The organism is Pandoraea bronchicola, assembly GCF_902459805.1.
GTDB classification, from domain to species: domain Bacteria; phylum Pseudomonadota; class Gammaproteobacteria; order Burkholderiales; family Burkholderiaceae; genus Pandoraea; species Pandoraea bronchicola.
The window spans coordinates 75,131-94,403 of record NZ_CABPST010000006.1; the positions used below are offsets into that span (position 1 = coordinate 75,131).

18 protein-coding genes are annotated in these 19,273 nt (G+C 62.7%); 9 read left to right on the top strand and 9 right to left on the bottom strand.

From position 1 onward, the window contains the following. Positions 1–49: 49 nt before the first annotated feature. The 4 genes from modC to PBR20603_RS13420 all read right to left on the bottom strand — a co-directional run bounded on the left by modC (position 50) and on the right by PBR20603_RS13420 (position 3,690). On the bottom strand, positions 50–1,156 hold the full coding sequence (modC, locus tag PBR20603_RS13405) for a molybdenum ABC transporter ATP-binding protein (RefSeq protein WP_150560020.1): 1,107 nt from the start codon (positions 1,154–1,156) through the stop codon (positions 50–52). Further along, complete coding sequence (modB, locus tag PBR20603_RS13410) at positions 1,146–1,844, bottom strand: molybdate ABC transporter permease subunit (RefSeq protein WP_150560021.1); 699 nt, start codon at positions 1,842–1,844, stop codon at positions 1,146–1,148. The genes modC and modB overlap by 11 nt, the downstream gene beginning before the upstream one ends. A 12-nt stretch (positions 1,845–1,856) precedes the next feature. After that, complete coding sequence (modA, locus tag PBR20603_RS13415; RefSeq protein WP_246174641.1) at positions 1,857–2,669, bottom strand: molybdate ABC transporter substrate-binding protein; 813 nt, start codon at positions 2,667–2,669, stop codon at positions 1,857–1,859. A 355-nt stretch (positions 2,670–3,024) separates the two neighbouring features. Continuing rightward, positions 3,025–3,690, bottom strand: a complete 666-nt coding sequence (locus PBR20603_RS13420; protein WP_150560022.1) for a TetR family transcriptional regulator — start codon at positions 3,688–3,690, stop codon at positions 3,025–3,027. A 351-nt stretch (positions 3,691–4,041) separates the two neighbouring features. Here PBR20603_RS13420 and PBR20603_RS13425 point away from each other — a divergent pair, with 351 nt between their 5' ends. The 7 genes from PBR20603_RS13425 to PBR20603_RS24275 all read left to right on the top strand — a co-directional run bounded on the left by PBR20603_RS13425 (position 4,042) and on the right by PBR20603_RS24275 (position 13,277). After that, positions 4,042–5,271 carry an efflux RND transporter periplasmic adaptor subunit gene (locus PBR20603_RS13425; protein ID WP_150560023.1) on the top strand — a complete coding sequence of 410 codons (1,230 nt, stop codon included), beginning with the start codon at positions 4,042–4,044 and terminating at the stop codon, positions 5,269–5,271. A gap of 15 nt (positions 5,272–5,286) precedes the next feature. Continuing rightward, positions 5,287–8,460 carry an efflux RND transporter permease subunit gene (locus PBR20603_RS13430; protein WP_150560024.1) on the top strand — a complete coding sequence of 1,058 codons (3,174 nt, stop codon included), beginning with the start codon at positions 5,287–5,289 and terminating at the stop codon, positions 8,458–8,460. Between the two features lie 2 nt (positions 8,461–8,462). Continuing rightward, positions 8,463–9,953, top strand: a complete 1,491-nt coding sequence (gene adeC, locus PBR20603_RS13435) for an AdeC/AdeK/OprM family multidrug efflux complex outer membrane factor (RefSeq protein WP_150560025.1) — start codon at positions 8,463–8,465, stop codon at positions 9,951–9,953. 323 nt (positions 9,954–10,276) lie between these two features. Continuing rightward, a complete protein-coding gene (locus tag PBR20603_RS13440) occupies positions 10,277–10,534 on the top strand; it encodes an acyl-CoA-binding protein (RefSeq protein ID WP_150560026.1) in 258 nt (85 codons plus the stop codon). Positions 10,535–11,249: 715 nt separating this feature from the next. Beyond that, positions 11,250–12,155 carry a PilW family protein gene (locus PBR20603_RS13445; protein WP_174977915.1) on the top strand — a complete coding sequence of 302 codons (906 nt, stop codon included), beginning with the start codon at positions 11,250–11,252 and terminating at the stop codon, positions 12,153–12,155. Next, a complete protein-coding gene (locus PBR20603_RS13450; protein WP_150560028.1) occupies positions 12,134–12,769 on the top strand; it encodes a pilus assembly protein in 636 nt (211 codons plus the stop codon). Before PBR20603_RS13445 ends, PBR20603_RS13450 begins: the two co-directional genes overlap by 22 nt. Then, positions 12,759–13,277: a GspH/FimT family pseudopilin gene (locus PBR20603_RS24275; protein ID WP_281356003.1), complete on the top strand. Its 519-nt coding sequence runs from the start codon at positions 12,759–12,761 to the stop codon at positions 13,275–13,277. Before PBR20603_RS13450 ends, PBR20603_RS24275 begins: the two co-directional genes overlap by 11 nt. 14 nt (positions 13,278–13,291) lie before the next feature. On the opposite strand, the gene PBR20603_RS13460 is transcribed toward PBR20603_RS24275, so the two are convergent. The 3 genes from PBR20603_RS13460 to PBR20603_RS13470 form a co-directional block, all read right to left on the bottom strand. Next, positions 13,292–13,864 carry a DUF3318 domain-containing protein gene (locus tag PBR20603_RS13460; protein ID WP_174977916.1) on the bottom strand — a complete coding sequence of 191 codons (573 nt, stop codon included), beginning with the start codon at positions 13,862–13,864 and terminating at the stop codon, positions 13,292–13,294. Between the two features lie 13 nt (positions 13,865–13,877). Next, entirely contained in the window at positions 13,878–14,261 is a 384-nt protein-coding gene (locus PBR20603_RS13465; RefSeq protein WP_150560031.1) for a phage holin family protein, read from the bottom strand. Positions 14,262–14,358: 97 nt separating this feature from the next. Next, positions 14,359–14,667 (bottom strand): ElaB/YgaM/YqjD family protein, encoded by a 309-nt coding sequence (locus tag PBR20603_RS13470; RefSeq protein WP_150560032.1) that lies wholly within the window; start codon positions 14,665–14,667, stop codon positions 14,359–14,361. 214 nt (positions 14,668–14,881) lie between these two features. On the opposite strand from PBR20603_RS13470, the gene PBR20603_RS13475 reads away from it, so the two are divergent. Next, on the top strand, positions 14,882–15,520 hold the full coding sequence (locus PBR20603_RS13475; protein ID WP_150560033.1) for a peroxiredoxin: 639 nt from the start codon (positions 14,882–14,884) through the stop codon (positions 15,518–15,520). Positions 15,521–15,736: 216 nt separating this feature from the next. Here PBR20603_RS13475 and PBR20603_RS13480 read toward each other — a convergent pair whose 3' ends face one another. After that, positions 15,737–16,930 (bottom strand): acyl-CoA dehydrogenase, encoded by a 1,194-nt coding sequence (locus tag PBR20603_RS13480; protein ID WP_150560034.1) that lies wholly within the window; start codon positions 16,928–16,930, stop codon positions 15,737–15,739. 233 nt (positions 16,931–17,163) lie between these two features. Between PBR20603_RS13480 and PBR20603_RS13485 the strand changes: the two genes are divergently transcribed. After that, complete coding sequence (locus tag PBR20603_RS13485) at positions 17,164–18,012, top strand: IclR family transcriptional regulator (RefSeq protein WP_246174642.1); 849 nt, start codon at positions 17,164–17,166, stop codon at positions 18,010–18,012. 287 nt (positions 18,013–18,299) lie between these two features. Here the strand turns inward: PBR20603_RS13485 and kynA are convergent, their stop codons facing one another. Continuing rightward, positions 18,300–19,265: a tryptophan 2,3-dioxygenase gene (gene kynA / locus PBR20603_RS13490; protein WP_150560035.1), complete on the bottom strand. Its 966-nt coding sequence runs from the start codon at positions 19,263–19,265 to the stop codon at positions 18,300–18,302. Positions 19,266–19,273 lie beyond the last annotated feature (8 nt).

Here is a 19,273-nt window from a genome sequence, read left to right on the forward strand (position 1 = left end):
GGCGTCACAGCGGATCGCTGGTGTGACGCCTTGTTTTTTTGCTGACGCGTCAGCGAGTCAGTGCGACCGATTTGACGAGCAGATACACTTCGCGGCCCGTGACCAGTTGCAGTTGATCGGCGGAGAAACGGGTGATGCGTGCGCGCAGCACGGTGCCCGCGCAATCGCCGAGAAGCGTGGCGCCGACTTCCACCGAGTCGCCCAGATCGCGCAATGTCGTCACACGTGCAGACAGCACGTTCAGCACGCTGGTATCGACGGGCGGCGCCGTGGCCACGGCAACGTCGCGCTCGCGCACGAGAATGCGGCAGGCATCGCCCGGTTCGCCGCTCGCACGCGGCACACGCAGCCGGATCGCGTCGCTGCCGTTCACGGCAAGCTCGGTCAACCCGTACTTTGCGTCGTGCGCGACGATGCGCGTCTCCAGCAGGGTGCCCGGGGCTTCGGCGGCGCCGTCGAACGCGTCGCGATGCCTATTGAGCACGTCGGCCGGTGCGCCTTGCGAGATCGTGCGGCCGTCCTTGAACAGCACCACCTGATCGGCCAGCCGCATCACTTCGTCGAGCGAATGCGTGACGTAGAGCACGGGCAGCTTCAACTCGTGGCGAATGCGGTTCAGATAGTCGAGCACCTCAAGACGCCGCGAGTGATCGAGCGAGGCGAGCGGCTCGTCCATGAGCAGCATGCGCGGGCATGACAGCAGTGCGCGACCGATCCCCACACGCTGCTTCTCACCGCCTGACAGGGCGCCGGGACGGCGTCCCAGCAAGTGCCCCAGATTCAGCACCTCGACCACGTGCTCCAGCGCGATCGCGCCAGTGCCTGCGGCGGTCACATCGCGGCGTCGCAACCAGCGGCCGAAGAGCAGGTTCTGACGCACCGTCAGATGCGGCAACAGGCGTGCATCCTGAAACACGTAGCCGATGCGGCGGCGCCACGTCGGCAGGGCAACGCCTGCGGCACTGTCGAAGAGGATGTCGTCGCCCACGACGATGCGTCCCGCATCGGGCTTGAGCAGGCCGGATACCGCATTGACGACGGTACTCTTGCCGCTGCCCGACGGCCCGAACAATGCGGTCACGCCCATGCCGGCGGCGAACTCGGCGTCGAGCCTGAAGTCGCCGAACGAGTGCTGGAGACGAACCTCAACCGTCATAGCCGAGCGCCTTGCGATTACCGAAGCGGATCAGCACCTCGGAGAAGATGAGCGTCGCCACGGCCAGCACGACCGAGATCGCGCACAAACGCCAGACCATTGCGTCGCCGTCGGGTACCTGCGTGGCCGTGTAGATCGCCAGCGGCAGTGTCTGCGTCTGTCCGGGAATATTCGAGACGAACGTGATGGTCGCGCCGAATTCGCCGAGCGCACGGGCGAAGGCGAGCACGAAGCCGTGCAGCACGCCGGTAGCACTGAGTGGCAACGTTACGGTGAGGAAGGTGAGCCACGGGCCGGCACCGAGCGTTTGCGCTGCCTGCTCGAGCTTGGTGTCGGACGATTCGAGCGCTTGCCGGATCGCCCGCACGAGCAATGGGAAACCCATCACGCCAGCGGCGAGCGCCGCGCCTGTCCAGCGAAACGCGAAAGTGAAATTGAACCACTCGCGCAGCAGCTTGCCGATCGCGCCCTGTGCCCCGAACAACACAAGCAGCGCGAAGCCGACGACCACCGGTGGCAGCACAAGCGGCAAATGCAGGATGGCATCGAGCAACGCCTTGCCGGGGAAGTGCCGGCGAGCGAGCAGCCAGGCGGCGGCATAGGCAAAGGGCAGGCTGCACAGCGTGCCCCACAAGCCAATGCGCAGGCTGAGTTCGACGATGCCCCATTCTTCCGGGCTGAGACGCATGAACATTCGGAGTTACGGACGGCTGAAGCCGAAGCGCTGGAACGTGGCCTGAGCCGTCGGGGTTTGCAGGAATTTGTAGAACGGATCGGCGTCGGCCCGGTTGGCCTGCTTCGTCACGGCGACCGGGTAGACGATCGGTGCATGGCTGCCTGCCGGGAACGTGCCGGCAATGCGCACGCGCTTCTCGGCGTTGGCGTCGGTCTTGTACACGATGCCGTAAGGCGCTTCACCGCGTGCCACGAGCAACAGGGCGTTACGCACATTGTCGGCAGCGGCGACCTTGCCTTGCACCTTCGACCAGATGCCGAGCTTCTCGAGCGCAGCCTTGCCGTAGAGGCCGGCCGGCACGTGGGCAGGATCGCCCATGGCGAGCTTGCCGTTACCGAGCCTGGCGTCGAGGTCGGCGCCCGGCTTCAGATCGATGTCGCCCGTCGTCGTGGCCGGGGCAATCAGCACCAGCTCATTGCCGAGCAGGTTGCGACGCGTGCTCGTATCGATCAGATCGTGCTTCTGCGCGTAGTCCATCCAGTCCTGGTCGGCCGAGATGAACACGTCGGCCGGTGCGCCTTTCTCGATCTGGCGGGCCAGCGTCGAACTGGCGCCGTACACGAGCACCGGCTTCTTGCCGGTTTCCTTGGTGTAAGCGGCGGACAGATCGTCGAGGGCGTCCTTCATGCTGGCGGCGGCGAACACTTGCTGGGCCGCCGCGTGGCCCGCAAACAACAGGCTTGCGCCGACGGCGGCAACGCTCAGTGCGCGGCGCAACATCGAGCCGGTCTTTTGCGGGGCTTGGGACTTGAGGCTAGCGATAACGACAGCTTTCACGAATGTGGTCTCCAGCATGGATGGCTAGGTCGGCTCGATGTTCGGCGCAAATCGCCTTGAGCAACCGCTTGGATGCAGTCGGGCAGCGAGGCCGGACTGCCGGTCACACGGTGCGTGCAACGCGTTGTGTAGGATTATATATAACGCTGCGACGCTGTACAGGTATACGCCGTATCACAGCGTCCGAATGTGATACGGCGCGGCAACTGCGCGTCGGGAAACAGAAAAATCGGGACGATGTGCGCCAGATCGGGCACGGACGAACCACCAACGAACAAGCGCCCGGTCATGGGCGCTTGCTAATTAATATATGTAGTAAATCTTGGGGGGCGCATGCGCTGTCTGGCGCGGGGCCTCAGGCGGGCGTGGCCTGCGGCGCGTTGCTCCCCGAGCGCAGCATCGCCGGGCTCGTGCGCAGCATGTCGAAGAAGCCGTCAACCACCGCATCGCACTCCGCACCGAGGTCATAGTCGGGCAGGAACAACCAGTCGGACATCATGCCGACCACCAGGGCGTGCAGCATGATCGCTGCCCGGCGTGTGTCGAGATTCCGGGGTAACTGATCGCGCTCAATGGCGCGTTCCATGTCCCGCATGATGCGCTGCTTGCCGTCTACGCGCGCTTCGCGCTGGCGCTCGAGCACGGAAAGCATCTCGTTCGTGTATTCGCACTTGTGAAACAGAATGTCCAGCACGCGGCGGCGGCGCTCATTGCGTGCGGTCTCCTTGAGCACGAGCTTGCAGATATCGTGCATGCGCTCCATCGGATCGCCGTTCTCAGGCTCGGTGCACACCTCGTCGATCATGCGTTCCATCGGCAGACGAATGCGATCCGTCATGGCGTTGAACAGGTCGATCTTGTTCTTAAAGTGCCAGTAAATGGCGCCGCGGGTCAGACCGGCGGCTTCGGCGATATCGGCTAGCGAGGTGCGTGACACCCCTTTCTGTGCGAACACCGTCTCGGCGGTGTCGAGCAACAGATTGCGGGTCTCGATCGCTTCCTCTTTGGTTCTGCGGGCCATTGTCGTGTCACGGGGGCGGCGAAGATTTGCGAAATGCGATGTAAACAGCGCCGCACTTTGAGGCGACGCAATGTGATTTACATACATTCATGAATGTATCTATAATAGCAGCCGCTTGCTCTATTGCACAGGGAACATTTAAGCTCCTTCGTCTAAGGGAAACACCTCACGGATGTGAGGGAGCCATTTGAGGCCAGATCACCCGGGCCTTAGGCACTCGCCGGCCCGTCATGTGCGCCGGGATTGCATAGCGGCCCTCGCCGCGGCAATCGTCGCAATCGCAATCGCAATCGCAATCGTCGCAACGTATCGTCATTTTGTTTGACCGCATTCCATTTATCGGGGGCGTATATGCACGTCAAGAGAAGTTCACTGGGGATGGTCACGGCCGTGGCACTCGCGGTATTGACCTTGGCCGCGTGCGGCAAGAAGCCGCAGCAGCCGCAGGGCATGGTGCCGGAAGTCGGCGTCGTGACGCTGCAACCCCAGAACGTAACACTGACGACCGATCTGCCCGGACGCACCTCGCCTTTCCGCGTCGCCGACGTGCGGGCGCGTGTCGACGGTATCGTGCTCAAGCGCGATTTCACCGAAGGCGGTGACGTCAAGGCAGGCCAGCGTCTGTACAAGATCGATCCGGCCACGTATCAGGCCGCTTACGACAACGCCAAGGCCACGCTGGCCAAGGCCGTCGCCAATCAGGCATCGACAAAGGTGCTGGCCGATCGCTACAAGCAACTGGTCGCCGTCGAAGCCGTCTCGAAGCAGGACTACGACAACGCCGTGGCCTCAGCGCTGCAAGCCGACGCCGACGTGCAGTCCGGCAAGGCAGCGGTCGAAACGGCGCGAATCAACCTTGGCTATACCGACGTGCCGGCCCCGATCTCGGGCCGCACGGGGCTGTCGCAGGTGACCGAAGGTGCGTATGTGCAAGCGGGTGCCGCTACGCTCATGACGACCGTTCAGCAGATCGATCCGATGTACGTGGACGTGACGCAATCGGCCGCCGACGGGTTGCGTCTGCGCCGCGCGCTGGCAGACGGTCAGTTGCAAAGCGCGGGCAAGAATGCCGCCAAGGTGGAGTTGACGCTCGAAGACGGCACGAAGTACCCGCTCGAAGGCAAGCTGCAGTTCGCCGACATCACGGTCGACCAGACGACCGGCTCGGTGACCGTGCGCGCCATCTTCCCGAACCCGAATCGTGAGTTGCTGCCGGGCATGTTCGTGCACGCCAAGCTCCAGGAAGGGGTGAAGGAAGGCGGTTTGCTCGTGCCGCAGCAGGGTGTCACGCGTGACCAGAAGGGCCAGCCGACGGCACTGATCGTGAACAAGGAAGGCAAGGTCGAGCTGCGACAGCTGGTGACCGATCGCGCGATCGGCGACAAGTGGCTGGTGAGTTCGGGTCTGGCTGCCGGCGATCAGGTGATCGTGTCGGGGCTGCAGAAGGTGCGCCCGGGCGCACCGGCGAAGGCTGTGCCGGCGCAACAACCGGGGGCGCAAGCGCCGGCAGGTGCCAGTGCACCGGCGGCTGCGGCGCCTGCCTCGCAGGCGAGCGCTGCTTCGGCCGCTAACGCTCAATAACGCGGAGCCTCATTCATGGCAAAGTTTTTTATCGATCGCCCGATTTTTGCGTGGGTGATCGCGATTGTCATCATGCTGGCCGGTGCGCTTTCGATCCTGAAGCTGCCGGTCTCGCAATATCCGCCCATCGCACCGCCTTCGGTGCAGATCACTGCGACCTACCCGGGCGCTTCGGCGCAGACCGTTCAGGATACGGTCACGCAGGTGATCGAGCAGCAGATGAACGGTATCGACAACCTCGAGTACATGTCGTCGACGTCTGACGGCTCGGGTACGGCGCAGATCACGCTGACCTTCTCGCAGGGCACGAACCCGGACATCGCACAGGTGCAGGTGCAGAACAAGCTGCAACTTGCCACACCGCTGCTGCCGCAGCAGGTGCAGCAGCAGGGTATCAAGGTGGCCAAGGCGACCAAGAACTTCCTGCTGGTGATCGGTGCGTATTCCGACGACGGTCAGATGACCGACATCGACCTTGCGAACTACATCGCCGCTAACGTGCAGGATCCGATCAGCCGCGTGAACGGCGTCGGTCAGGTCCAGCTCTTCGGTTCGCAGTACGCGATGCGCGTCTGGGTCGATCCTCAGAAACTGAACGGCTACAACCTGACGGTCATCGATGTCTCGAACGCCATTCAGTCGCAGAACGTTCAGATTTCGGCGGGTGAGCTGGGCGGTGCGCCTGCGGTGAAGGGGCAGCAGCTCAATGCCACGGTGACGGCACAAAGCCGTCTGCAAACGCCGGAGCAATTCCGCAAGATCCTGCTCAAGGTCAACAAGGACGGCTCGCAAGTGCGTCTGGGCGACGTCGCACGTGTCGAGCTCGGCGGCGAATCGTACCAGGTGGTGGCGCGCTATAACGGCAAGCCCGCCGCAGGTCTGGCCATCACGCTCGCCACGGGCGCGAACGCGCTGCAAACGGCAACGGCGGTCAAACAGGCGGTCACGGATCTGGAGCCGTACTTCCCGGCGGGGATGAAGGTCGACTATCCGTACGACACCACGCCGTTCGTGAAGATCTCGATCGAAGAAGTGATCAAGACCCTCATCGAAGGTATCGTGCTCGTGTTCCTGGTGATGTATCTGTTCCTGCAAAATCTGCGGGCAACGATCATCCCGACGATTGCCGTTCCGGTCGTGTTGCTCGGTACGTTCGGCATCATGGGGGCGGCTGGCTTCTCGATCAACACGCTGTCCATGTTCGGTCTGGTGCTCGCCATCGGTCTGCTCGTCGACGATGCCATCGTGGTGGTGGAAAACGTCGAGCGGGTGATGGCCGAAGAGGGGCTGAGTCCGAAGGAAGCGACGAAGAAGGCCATGGACCAGATCGTCGGCGCGCTGGTGGGCGTGGCGCTCGTGCTCTCGGCGGTGTTCGTGCCGATGGCGTTCTTCGGCGGCTCGACGGGGGCCATCTATCGCCAGTTCTCGCTGACGATCGTGGCGGCCATGGCGTTGTCGGTGCTGGTGGCTATCGTGCTCACACCGGCCATGTGCGCGACGATCCTCAAGCCGATCAAGAAGGGCGAAGTGCACGAGAAGCGCGGCTTCTTCGGCTGGTTCAACCGCACGTTCGACAAGGGCTCGAAGAAGTATCAGGGGCAGGTCGAGCGCATTCTGAAGCGCAGCACGCCGCTGGTGATCGTCTATGTGGTGATCGTGGCCGTGGTGGGCTTCCTGTTCGTGCGCATGCCCACGGCATTCTTGCCGGATGAAGATCAGGGCTACTTCTTCAACCTGGTGCAACTGCCGCCGGGCGCGACGCAAGAGCGTACGCTCGACGTCATGAAGCAGGTCGAGAAGCACTACCTCGAGAAGGAAAAGGACGCCGTGCGTTCGATCTTCACGGTGACGGGCTTTGGCTTCAACGGCCGTGGTCAGAACGTGGGTCTGGCGTTCACCATGCTGCGTCCGTGGGAGGATCGCCAATCGTCCGATCTGAAGGTGCAGGCGGTGATTGCGCGTTCGTATCAGGCTTTCGCGAGCGTGAAAGACGCCATGATCTTCGCGATCAATCCGCCGTCGGTGCCCGAACTGGGTAACGCGGGCGGTATCGACTTCGAACTGCAGGATCGCGCAGGCCTCGGCCACGACGCGTTGATGGCCGCTCGTAATCAGCTCCTCGGTTTGGCTGCGAAGAATCCGAATCTGGCGAACATGCGTCCGAACGGTCTTGACGACACGCCGCAGTACAAGGTGGACGTCGACGAAGAAAAGGCCGCCGCACTGGGTCTGTCGATTTCCGACGTGTACACCACGCTCTCGGCCTCGTGGGGTTCGTCCTACGTGAACGACTTCATCGACCGTGGTCGTGTGAAGAAGGTGTACGTGATGGCGGAAGCCAAGGACCGTATGCTGCCGCAGGACATCAACAAGCTCTTCGTGCGTAACGCGAGCGGGGCGATGGTGCCATTCTCGGCCTTCTCGACCGGCAAGTGGATCTACGGCTCGCCGCGTCTGGAGCGATACAACGGCGTGCCTGCGGTGGAAATTCAGGGTATGCCGGCACCGGGCAAGTCGTCGGGTGACGCCATGAAGGCTGTGGAGGAAATTGCGAAGCAACTGCCTCCGGGTATCGGTCTGGAGTGGACGGGGCTGTCGTTTGAAGAGCGCATTTCCGGCTCGCAGGCACCGGCCCTCTACGCCCTCTCGATCCTGATCGTGTTCTTGTGTCTGGCGGCGCTGTATGAGAGCTGGTCGATTCCGTTCTCGGTGATTCTCGTGGTGCCGCTGGGTGTGCTGGGCGCACTGCTGGCAGCGACGCTGCGCGGATTGTCGAACGACGTGTACTTCCAGGTGGGTCTGCTCACCACCGTGGGTCTGTCGGCGAAGAACGCGATTCTGATCGTGGAATTTGCCAAGGATCTGCAGGAGCAGGGCCGCACGCTCATGGAAGCGACGATGGAAGCGGTGCGACTGCGTCTGCGCCCGATTCTGATGACGTCGATGGCGTTCGTTCTCGGGGTGTTGCCGCTCGCGATTTCTAATGGCGCAGGCTCGGCCTCGCAGCACGCTATCGGTACCGGCGTGATCGGCGGTATGCTCGCGGCAACGTTCCTCGCGATTTACTACGTGCCAGTCTTCTTCGTGATGGTGCGCAAGCGCTTCGCACATGAGGATCTGGATACCGTGGAACATCCGGAAGCGCGTCACGAGCAACCGGACGCCGGCCCCGCCAAGGAAGGAAACTGACTATGAAGCACAAAGCATTGCCAATGGCCTTGGCGGCAGCGTTCCTGGCAGGCTGTACCCTCGCGCCGCACTATGAGCGGCCCGAGGCACCGGTGGCCACGTCGTTCCCGACTGGCCCGGCCTACAAGACGCCCGGGGCGGCGAACCAGAACGGCACTGCCGGCAGCAATGCCCTGGCAGCCGCCGATCTGGGCTGGCGAGATTTCTTCACCGATCCTCGCCTGCAAAAGCTGATCGAGATCGCGTTGGAGAACAACCGCGATCTGCGAGTCTCGATGCTCAACATCGAAGCTGCGCGCGCGCAGTATCAGATTCAGCGCTCGGCGCTGCTGCCCTCGGTCGGGGCGGCAGGGCAGGCGTCGATCCAGCGCTCTCCGGCCGATTTGTCGGCGTCGGGACGCGCCGGGGTCAGCCGCAGCTATCAGGTGGGTGTGGGCTTCACGTCGTATGAACTCGATCTGTTCGGTCGTATTCAGAGCCTGAAGGATCAGGCGTTGGAGACGTATCTGGCGAGCGAGGACACGGCCAAGGCAGCGCACATGACGCTGATCTCGGAAGTGGCGACGGCGTACCTCACCTGGCTGGCGGATCAGGAGTTGCTCAAGCTCACGTCCGACACGCTCAAGAGCCAGGAATCGTCGTACGACCTGACCAAGCGCAGCTTCAACGTGGGCACGGCTTCCGGGCTGGATCTGCGTCAGGCGCAAACGCCGGTCGATACGGCGCGGGCGAATTTCGCGCAGTACACGCGTCAGGTCGCGCAGGACGAGAATGCGCTCGCGCTGCTCATCGGTCAGCCGTTGCCGGCCGATCTGCCGCCGGGACGTCCGCTCGATGGGCAAGGTCTGCTCACCGACCTGCCGGCCGGGTTGCCCTCGGATCTGCTGCTGCGCCGTCCGGATGTCACGGCGGCCGAGCACACGCTCAAGGGGGCCAACGCCAACATCGGTGCCGCACGTGCCGCGTTCTTCCCGTCGATCTCGCTCACGGCGAGCGCGGGCACGGCGAGCGCGTCGCTCAGCAATCTGTTCAAGGGCGGACAAGGGGCGTGGTCGTTCGCACCGACCATCAACCTGCCGATCTTCGCGGGCGGGCAGAACATCGCCAACCTCGATCTGGCCAAGGTGCAAAAGCGTATCGAGATCGCCAACTACGAGAAGGCGATTCAGACGGCGTTCCGCGAAGTGTCCGACGGGTTGGCCGCACGCGGCACGCTCGACGATCAGGTCGCGGCGCAGGAGTCGCTCGTCAAGGCGAGCGACGAGAGCTACAAGCTCTCGGATCTGCGCTATCGCAACGGTGTGGACAGCTACCTGAACGCGCTCGTCTCGCAGCGCTCGCTGTACTCGGCGCAGCAGACGCTGATCGCCACGCGCCTGGCGCGCTGGACCAACCTCGTCACGCTGTACAAGGCGCTTGGCGGCGGTTGGGAAGAGCGCTCGGTGCCGGCCAATGCCGGGACGGCGTCGGCGCCGTCGGCGGCATCGTCGTGATGGTGTCGATCGTGTCGTGAGACGTGCGGGCGGTCTGAGCCGCACGAATGTCTCGCAGCGACGCAAGGCTTGAACTTCGAAACGCCCGGCAATGCGCCGGGCGTTTTGTATTGAAGCGTCGTGTTTTGCGGTGGATCCGCTCAGTTCCCGAGAGGATTAGACGCAGGGTTCTACGCTCGCCTCTACCTCGCTTACTGCTTCGTCGCTATCCTTGATTGCGTTGTATTCGCAACACCCCGAGCGTCGACGTGAGCGCTTCATGACATGGCCGGATCGGCGCACGGGACACATATAAGCTGACTGCTTTTCCAGGGAGAGACACCATGAGCGATCTTCAAGCCCGCTTCGACGACGCGGTAGCCCAATCCAAGACGCTGCCCGAACGTCCCGACAATTTCACGTTGCTGCGTATCTATGCGCTCTTCAAACAGGGCACCGAAGGCGATGTGTCCGGCACGCGTCCGGGCATGACGGATTTCGTCGGCCGCGCCAAGTTCGATGCCTGGGAAATGCTCAAGGGCAAGTCGAAAGAAGAGGCGCAAGAGGCTTATGTCGCACTCGTCGAGGAGTTGAAGGCATAACGTTGCCGGGCACTGCGTTGCCCGCCATACGATGCTGAAGCAACGCCGGGCCCGCTCGGTGTGATCGGCCCCAAAAGCGGCGACTTCGGTCGCCGTTTTTTATGGGCGTTCGTTGAGTGGTGTTGCGTTGCGTATGAAAAGTGAGGTGGCGCATGACGGGGTAGGTTTTGCGGTGTCGTCCGATTGGCGTGTTACCGAGCGTGGGCGACCATGGACTCGTCATTCACGAGACGAGGGACCGAACCATGCAACAGGATCGACGACAGCAGCGGCGTCGCGCCGACCGGCAGGCGCTTCGCGATGCACTGGCCCATCACCGCTATCCACCGACGCGAAGCGGCCGGGGGGCACCGGTGCGCGATGCGGGCCGACGGCGAGGACGAGGGTCGCGGCAGTGGACGCCGCATGCACCGGCTCGGCCGGTACGTGAGGTGGCGCACGCGAGGCCGATGCACGATGTGCGTTGCAAGACACGCTGTCGGGGCGCGGCATTACTCGACGTCATGTTCACGCTGTCGGCGCTCATGGCTGGCGCTCAGGGCTTGGCTCAGTGGCAGGCGGCGGGGGGCATGTCATCTGCCGAACTGGCACCGTCGCCAGAAAGGGCCGCGATGGCGCTGCCAACGCAAGTCGGGAGCGAGGTATGGCACGTTCGTCGATACCCGTGAGGTGGCGGCCGCATTTGCGCGAGGGTGACGGGGCATGCAGGCGCCGCATGGCTGGCTTCACGCTGCTCGAGTGGGTGTTGGCGATGCCGCTCGGATTGCTGATCGTGACGGCGGCGATCGCGATCTATCTTGCGGGCATCCGGCTGTGGCGGGTACAGGCGGAGCGATACGACGTCACCGAGCGCGCCATCTTCGCATTGACCCAACTCACCCGTGCCGTGGGCATGGCGGGGTATCGGAACTGGGACCCGATGGAGGGCGCGATCCGGCCGCCGGGGCAGGTGAAGCGTGACTGGCCGTCGGTGCGGGCCAGTGGCGCATGCGCGGGCACGGCAGACACCTGTCCCCGGCAGGGTTGGCAAGGCAGCTCGCTGTTGGAGGTGCAGTTCCAGGGGGCAGGATTGTCGGAAGGCAACGGCGCCATCCACAACTGCGCCGGCATGCGCACCAGAGCCACGGGACGGGTGGACGATCGTCATCTCAGCCTCTTCTATGTCGACAAGGGAGAAGACGAAACGCCATCGCTCTACTGCCGCTACGGCGAACGCCAGATGCTGTCGGTGGATCTGCATCCGGCTCAGGTGCTGGTGAGCGGTGTGGAGGCGATGTATGTCCGGCTTGGGTTCCGGGTGGGGGGCACCGGCGCTTTGCGTTGGGCCGAGCCGCTCAGGAGTGTGCGTCGCAAGCCGCCAAGCCCGCCACCGGGAGAAGGGGGATGGGAGAACGTGGCAGCGGTGGCGTTTTCCCTGGTCTTGCGCGGCGCGCCGCGAAGCGGTGGCAAGCCGCGGACCGTGCGGGTGGTCGAAGTCTTCGATGCGGCATCTGGCGGCCGTGAGTACAAGCGGCTGGGCAACGCCGGAGACGTTCATCTGCATGTGTTCAACGCGGTGGCCTATCGTCGCAACGATGGCGGTGTCGGTGAGGAGGCGAAATGGTTGGCGTCTTTATGGTGATGTGGCTGGCGGCGCTGATGACGCTCGCTGCATCCGGCATGCACCATCGCCAATTGGCCAGCCGTTTCATCGCCTATACGAACGACCGTGCAGGGGCATTTGCGGCGGCGGACCAGGCACTTACCGAGGCACGCAACTGGCTGACGCATGAGGCGCGTGCGGCGGATATTGCGGCCATGTCACCTTTCGAAGCCGGGCCGTACGGCGTGCTGGAGGCGAATCATCGCGGTGATATCTGGTATCAGCGTCGTGTACCGAGGTGGCGGACGGTGCAATGGAATGACAATGCGGTGGTTGTCGCGGCGCCGCGGGCGCGTTACTTCATCGAGAGAATCGCTTTTTCTGCCTATTTGGCGGGGGCGCCGGAAGATCGCGATGCGCCGGTGCGCCGGTATCGAGTGAGTGCGATGGGGTGTGGTCGATTACCGGGCACGCGTGTGTATTTGCAGGCGATCTATGAAGTCAGGCAGCGAACGGCGAACGCCGCTGGCGGAGTGACATCGCCGTCATTCTCATCGCGCTCGCTGAGTTGGCGCGAGGTTGCGACGTGGCATGGAGATGTTGCCGAAACGCCCGCACAAGGCATTCGCCGTGAGAATTGCGATGCGTCGTGAGCGACATCCCGCATGCGGCGTCACGATGCTGGAGTGTGTCATCGCGATGGCTGTGCTCGCCGTTGCGCTGATGGCCGTGTCGCCTTCCATCGAGGCGGTTCGCCGCCGCGTGGAGGTGGACATCACGGCGCGAGCCTTTCTGGCGTCGATGCAGGCTGCACGTGCGGAGGCGTTGGGGCGGCACCGACGCGTTGCGATGGCGCCGCACGACGGCGCGAGTCTGAGCAGCGGCTGGGTGACGTTCGTCGATGAGAATCGCAACGATCGCTTCGATGCCGGAGATCAATTGCTGGGGCGACACGCACCGTTGGCTGATGGCGTCACCATCGAGGTACGGTGGGGGCTGTATGCCACGCAGGGGCTGGCGTTCGCAGAAAACGGCTTCATGCGAACGCAGACACGCGGATGGCTGTCGGGGACTGCGCGCATTGCCGGGCACGGCCGGCGCGTTTGTATCACGATCAATGCTTACGGCCGCGCCCGCGTGGCTCGACGTTGCGATGCGTGAGCCAGGCGCAGCAGTCACATGACCGGTGGTGAGCCGCTGTCGTTGGCGCGGGTGTTGGACGACGGGCGAGTCGACGCGGGCGGCGTGCGAGGCGTGGCGGACGTATCGGACGTATCGGACGTATCGGAAGGATCGGAAGGATCGGACGTATCGGAGGCTTTGGCATTCGGCGTCGACGGCTTCGTCGATTCTTGCCAGAGCTTGATACCTTGCCAGGCGAGAACACCAAGGCTGCCCCACTTGAGACCGCGGCGTACCACGCGCCCGACAGGCGTATGCGACAGACCGGTGAGCGCCAATGAAGCCACCGAGCTCACGAGCGGATAGCGTTCCAGTAGTCCGCCGAGCCTGAGCCCGGTACTGGCGATTCCGCCAATACCGGAGAGCTTGGCAAAGCCGCCGGGCAGCAAATAGCGTAACCAGCGGAAATTGCGCAGGCGTTCGCGCGTGACGTGCGAGGCCTGAATCAGTTCGGCGCGCTCGACGGCAATACGCGTGAGCACGAGTTCCTTGCGAATCGCGAGGAGGTCGTGACGCGAGCGTCGTGACGGTCGCGTGCGGCGACGGCGGTTCTGTTCCAGCGGCACGGGCAGATCTCCTTCAGTCCGGACGCAGAGCGTCGCGGTCCTTTTCGAACTCGGCCAGCGTGGCCTCGAACGGCATCGGGGCATCGCGCAGAATATTGCGTGCGCGCAAGGCGCACCAGCCGGCGAGTAACAGATACACGATGAAGATGCCGGTCATGGCCTGCAGGCGATAGGTGTCCCAGAAAATCACGATCACCAGCGCGGTCAGCGACACGAGGGCGAGAACGCCGAAGAGCATCGAAGCAAGGCCGAGGAAGGCCACGCCCATCAGACGTTCTTTCTCTTCGGTCAATTCAATGCCGATGAGTTCGATGCGCGACTGCAGGATCTCGAGCAACGCACCGGCGAGGCGCCGTAGCGAAGGCCGCGGCGGGGTCGTGCGATCATTGTCGGTCATGGGCTGGACTTTGAGCGGCCCATCCGACCCGTCGCACAGGTCAGATGGGCTCTGCCTTGGGCAGAATAGGCGAGAAATCGACTTGCGTCGGGGCAGCTTACTTGCGGTTGAGCAGCAGGCCGATCACCACACCGATGCCGGCGGCGATGCCCACGGCTTGCCACGGATGGTCGTGAACATAGTCGTCGGTCGCGCGAGCGGCTCGCTTGCTCTTTTCGACAACGACAACTTGCACGTCGGATGCCTTTTCCTTGGCTTGCTTGAGCAGCGTCAGCGCCTTGTCGCTCAATTCGGAGGCGCGCTCACCGGTCGTGTTGGCGGCTTGTTTGAGCAGGTCTTCGGCGTCGGCCAATACGGATTTGATATCGGTCATGAACTTCTCCTTGTTGGTGTGCACTTGCGACATAGTCACATAGTCATTGCCCGGTTGCGGGAGGAAAATGCGAGGGGAATATGAGTGTTATCGTAACGCTTTCAACGAGTCGTTGCCAGAAAACAACACCATCAATGGCCGTATATTTCGAATAATTATGTGCAACCAATTTTTTATTCGTTCTGGCAAAGCTTAGCATCCTTTAGTCTTGACCCCACTGAGTTGAAGGTTCTCAAGGAGACCGTAAATGACATTGCGTTTGGGTGACATTGCTCCCGATTTCGAGCAGGACTCGTCGGTTGGCAAAATCAAGTTCCATGAATTCCTTGGTGACGGTTGGGGTGTGCTCTTCTCGCATCCGGCCGATTACACGCCCGTGTGCACGACCGAACTGGGTCTGACCGCGAAACTCAAGGGTGAGTTCGAAAAGCGTGGTGTGAAGGCCATCGCGCTGTCGGTCGACGACGTCGAATCGCACAAGGGCTGGATCAACGACATCAACGAGACTCAGCACACCACGGTCAACTTCCCGATTCTGGCCGACGGCGATCGCAAGGTTTCGCAGCTCTACGACATGATCCATCCGAATGCCAGCGAAACCGTGACGGTTCGCTCGCTGTTCGTGATCGATCCGAAGAAGAAGGTGCGCCTGATCATTACGTATCCGGCCAGCACCGGCCGCAATTTCGACGAAATCCTGCGTGTGATCGACTCGCTGCAATTGACCGACAACTACTCGGTTGCCACGCCGGGCAACTGGAAGGATGGCGAAGACGTCGTGATCGTTCCGTCGCTCAAGGACGAAGCCGTGCTGAAGGAAAAATTCCCGAAGGGTTACAAGGCCGTGCGCCCGTACCTGCGTCTTACGCCGCAGCCGAACAAGTAATCCGGCGAGTGCCGCAGACGACCGCGGATGAAAAAAAGCCAGCTCGAGAGAGCTGGCTTTTTTGTTGGGTACGCGCCGTCGCCCGGGGGATTGACGGCCCGCGACGTGCGGCCTGAGAAACGACGCGTACCCGACAAGTCGCATGAACCGCAGATGAATCACGGCGAATCTCACGATTCGCGCGGTCCATGCAACCTGATCAATCGCGACGATCGATCAGAAGAACGCCTGGATGCCCGTCTGCGCACGCCCGAGAATCAGCGCGTGAATGTCGTGGGTGCCTTCGTAGGTGTTGACCACTTCAAGGTTCACGAGGTGACGGGCGATGCCGAACTCATCGGAGATGCCGTTGCCGCCGAGCATGTCGCGCGCGAGGCGGGCGACGTCCAGTGCCTTGCCGCACGAGTTGCGCTTCATGATCGATGTGATCTCGACCGCGGCCGTGCCTTCGTCCTTCATGCGGCCCAGACGCAGGCAGCCTTGCAGGCCCAGCGTGATTTCCGTTTGCATGTCGGCGAGCTTCTTCTGGATCAACTGATTGGCAGCCAGCGGACGACCGAACTGTTGACGGTCGAGCACGTACTGACGCGCCGTATGCCAGCAGAATTCAGCGGCACCCAGCGCGCCCCAGGCGATGCCGTAGCGAGCCGAGTTCAGGCAGGTGAACGGGCCTTTCAGCCCGGAGACGCCCGGCATCAGATTCTCTTCCGGCACAAACACCTGATCCATCACGATCTCGCCGGTGATCGACGCACGCAGGCCGACCTTGCCGTGAATCGCCGGCGCCGACAGCCCCTTCCAGCCCTTTTCGAGAATGAAGCCGCGAATCTTCTCGTCGCCATTCTCGTCGGCGAGCTTGCCCCAGACCACGAAGACGTCAGCGATGGGCGAGTTGGTGATCCACATCTTGCCGCCGCTCAACTCGTAGCCACCCGCGACCTTCTTCGCACGTGTGGTCATGCCGGCCGGATCGGAGCCGTGGTTCGGTTCGGTCAGGCCGAAGCAACCGATCCACTCACCGCTGGCCAGCTTCGGCAGGTACTTCTGCTTTTGCGCTTCGCTACCGAATTCGAAGATCGGCACCATGACGAGCGACGATTGCACCGACATCATCGAGCGATAGCCCGAATCCACGCGCTCGACTTCGCGTGCGATCAAACCGTAGGCCACGTAGCTCAAGCCCGGGCCACCGTACTCCTCGGGAATCGTCGGGCCGAGCAGGCCGATCTCGCCCATCTCGCGAAAGATCGCCGCGTCGGTGCGCTCATGACGGAATGCCTCGAGCACGCGCGGCGCGAGCTTGTCGTTCGAGTACGCAGCTGCGGCGTCGCGAATCATGCGCTCTTCGCTCGTGAGCTGTGCGTCGAGCAACAGCGGATCTTCCCAATGAAACTGTGCATTGCCTGCCATGACCTATCTCCTCCGATGTTCTCGAAAAATACGCTGACGCCATCCTCGTCGGCCCGTTTGGCACCTGTGCGGCATACGTTGCTGCATCCGGCACCGGGAAAGCGGATTGGCTTGACGAAAGTTCCGCAATGCGGAACAATGTTCTGAAATCGAAGTTAGTTTAGCACTAAACTTTTTTCCCAGGCAATGGCCAGTGCATGCACTGGCCGAATCCATTTGAAGCGGAGTGCGCGATGGTTGTGGTTAAAACGTCCCTGTCAGCCTTTGCCGGTGCGCCGGCGCATGGTGTGCCCCCTTCGCACGACGAGCGCAAGTTCGTCACGGCGCTTGCCCGTGGCCTCGAGCTGTTGCGTGCCTTTGGTCCCGACGACGTATTGCTGGGTAATCGCGACTTTGCGGCGCGCACGGGTCTGCCGAAGGCGACCGTCAGCCGCCTCGCTTATACGCTGACAGAACTGGGCTACCTGCGTTACGACGCAGAGCTTGGCAAGTACGCGCTTGACGCTGGCGTGCTGGCCCTCGGATACGCGTTCCTGAGCGGTACCGACATGTTGACGCTGGCCCGGCCGCATATGCGGGCGTTGGCCAAGGAAATGGGGTGTTCCATTTCGCTCGGTTGCCGCGAGGGCATCGACATGATGTACCTCGAAACCATCCGCAGCGACTCGGCGCACCTCACGCTGGGGCTGACGGCGGGCTCACGTCTGTCGATGTTGACGAGTTCGATGGGGCGCGTCTACCTGGCGGCCATGACGCCGACCGAGCGCGAGAGGATGCTCTCCGATCTTCGCGATGCCTATGAGACGAATCCGGCGGCGCTGCGCAATGTGGGCTGGGATGCGTTGCAGTCGGGCGTCGATAAAGGGATCGAGTCGTACAAGCGCGAGGGATGCTGCTACTCGTTTCGCGAGTGGCATGAAGGTGTGAATGCCGTGGCGGTGCCGTTGCGCGACGTGCGGCAGAACCGCTGGCTGGCAATCAGTTGCAGCGGGCCGTCGTCGTCGATTCCGGATGCGGTGTTTCGTGAGGAAATCGGTCCACGTCTGAAGCAACTGGCTGCGCGTCTTAGCGGACAGGCTTAGGTCAGTGGTCAATCGGGTTGGGGGCCGCCCGCGGTACGCCAATGCTTGTTAAGTCGCACCGCGGGCGACCCCCAACCCGATCCGCAACCGTTATCGATCCGACGACACCCATCGTTGAGATGAGTGCGGCGCGTCCGGGGCGCACGATGACGGTGATTGTCCGTCCCCTGACGTAGCGACTTAACAAGCACCGGAGCGGCGTCAGGGGACGGGCAAGCGCCGCAGCCCCGGGTACAGGGAGAGGCACTTGCCGACGCCATGCGGGAGGTGTTGCTACTGCAAAGACATCACAACAACGTCCGCACGTGCCACAGCTCAGGGAACAGCACGACATCGAGCATCTTGCGCAGGTAGGGCGCCCCGTTGGTGCCGCCAGTACCTTGTTTGAAGCCGATGATGCGCTCGACAGTCGTCACATGCCGGAAGCGCCACTGGCGGAAGGCATCTTCGAGATCGACCAATTCCTCGGCCATCTCGTACAACTCCCAGTGTTGCGACGGGTTGCGATACACCTCGAGCCATGCTGCCTCGACAGTCGCATCGTGAGGCGTCGGCTGCGTCCAGTCGCGTTCGAGTCGTGACGGGGCAATCGCAAAGCCGCGACGCGCAAGCAGACGCACCACCTCGTCATAGAACGAAGGCGCGTTGAGCGCAGCTTCGACTTGCTGGAAGAGGTCGGGGCGATGCGAATGGGGCTTCAACATCGCCGCATTCTTGTTGCCCAGCATGAACTCCAGAATGCGGTACTGATAAGACTGAAAGCCCGAAGAGCTGCCCAGTGACGGACGCATCGACGAATACTCCGACGGCGTCATCGTCGCCAGTACACTCCATGCCTGCACCAACTGTTCGAGAATGCGCGACACGCGGGCGAGCATCTTGAACGCCGGCGGCAGTTCGTCGTTGTGAACCGCCGAGCGTGCTGCCTGCAGCTCGTACAGCGCGAGCTTCATCCACAATTCGCTCGTCTGATGCTGAATGATGAACAGCATCTCGTTGTGGTCGGTCGAGCGTGGATGTTGCGCATTCAGAATCGGATCGAGCGACAGATAATCGCCATAGCTCATGCTCTTGGAAAAATCGAGCTGGGCATCGTGCCATTGCGTCGCGTCTGCAGGCGCGTTTTGCGAGGCTTTCGCGTCACCCGCAGCAGTGTCTGCACTCTGATGCCCGAACGGGCACCCGCCCTGTGCGGGCGCGGTGTCCACTGGGGTATCGTGATGACCGCTTGCGGAGGAGGGGGACTTGCTCATGCTGACGA

Excerpts from the sequence above, each read along its gene's own strand:
- adeC (WP_150560025.1), top strand. The coding sequence starts at position 8,463 with ATGAAGCACAAAGCATTGCCAATGGCCTTGGCGGCAGCGTTCCTGGCA.
- PBR20603_RS13475 (WP_150560033.1), top strand. The coding sequence starts at position 14,882 with ATGACATTGCGTTTGGGTGACATTGCTCCCGATTTCGAGCAGGACTCG.
- modB (WP_150560021.1), bottom strand. The coding sequence starts at position 1,844 with ATGCGTCTCAGCCCGGAAGAATGGGGCATCGTCGAACTCAGCCTGCGC.
- PBR20603_RS13445 (WP_174977915.1), top strand. The coding sequence starts at position 11,250 with ATGGCTGGCTTCACGCTGCTCGAGTGGGTGTTGGCGATGCCGCTCGGA.
- PBR20603_RS13480 (WP_150560034.1), bottom strand. The coding sequence starts at position 16,930 with ATGGCAGGCAATGCACAGTTTCATTGGGAAGATCCGCTGTTGCTCGAC.
- PBR20603_RS24275 (WP_281356003.1), top strand. The coding sequence starts at position 12,759 with ATGCGTCGTGAGCGACATCCCGCATGCGGCGTCACGATGCTGGAGTGT.
- PBR20603_RS13465 (WP_150560031.1), bottom strand. The coding sequence starts at position 14,261 with ATGACCGACAATGATCGCACGACCCCGCCGCGGCCTTCGCTACGGCGC.
- PBR20603_RS13440 (WP_150560026.1), top strand. The coding sequence starts at position 10,277 with ATGAGCGATCTTCAAGCCCGCTTCGACGACGCGGTAGCCCAATCCAAG.
- kynA (WP_150560035.1), bottom strand. The coding sequence starts at position 19,265 with ATGAGCAAGTCCCCCTCCTCCGCAAGCGGTCATCACGATACCCCAGTG.
- PBR20603_RS13470 (WP_150560032.1), bottom strand. The coding sequence starts at position 14,667 with ATGTCGCAAGTGCACACCAACAAGGAGAAGTTCATGACCGATATCAAA.
- PBR20603_RS13430 (WP_150560024.1), top strand. The coding sequence starts at position 5,287 with ATGGCAAAGTTTTTTATCGATCGCCCGATTTTTGCGTGGGTGATCGCG.
- PBR20603_RS13420 (WP_150560022.1), bottom strand. The coding sequence starts at position 3,690 with ATGGCCCGCAGAACCAAAGAGGAAGCGATCGAGACCCGCAATCTGTTG.
- PBR20603_RS13450 (WP_150560028.1), top strand. The coding sequence starts at position 12,134 with ATGGTTGGCGTCTTTATGGTGATGTGGCTGGCGGCGCTGATGACGCTC.
- modC (WP_150560020.1), bottom strand. The coding sequence starts at position 1,156 with ATGACGGTTGAGGTTCGTCTCCAGCACTCGTTCGGCGACTTCAGGCTC.
- PBR20603_RS13485 (WP_246174642.1), top strand. The coding sequence starts at position 17,164 with ATGGTTGTGGTTAAAACGTCCCTGTCAGCCTTTGCCGGTGCGCCGGCG.
- PBR20603_RS13425 (WP_150560023.1), top strand. The coding sequence starts at position 4,042 with ATGCACGTCAAGAGAAGTTCACTGGGGATGGTCACGGCCGTGGCACTC.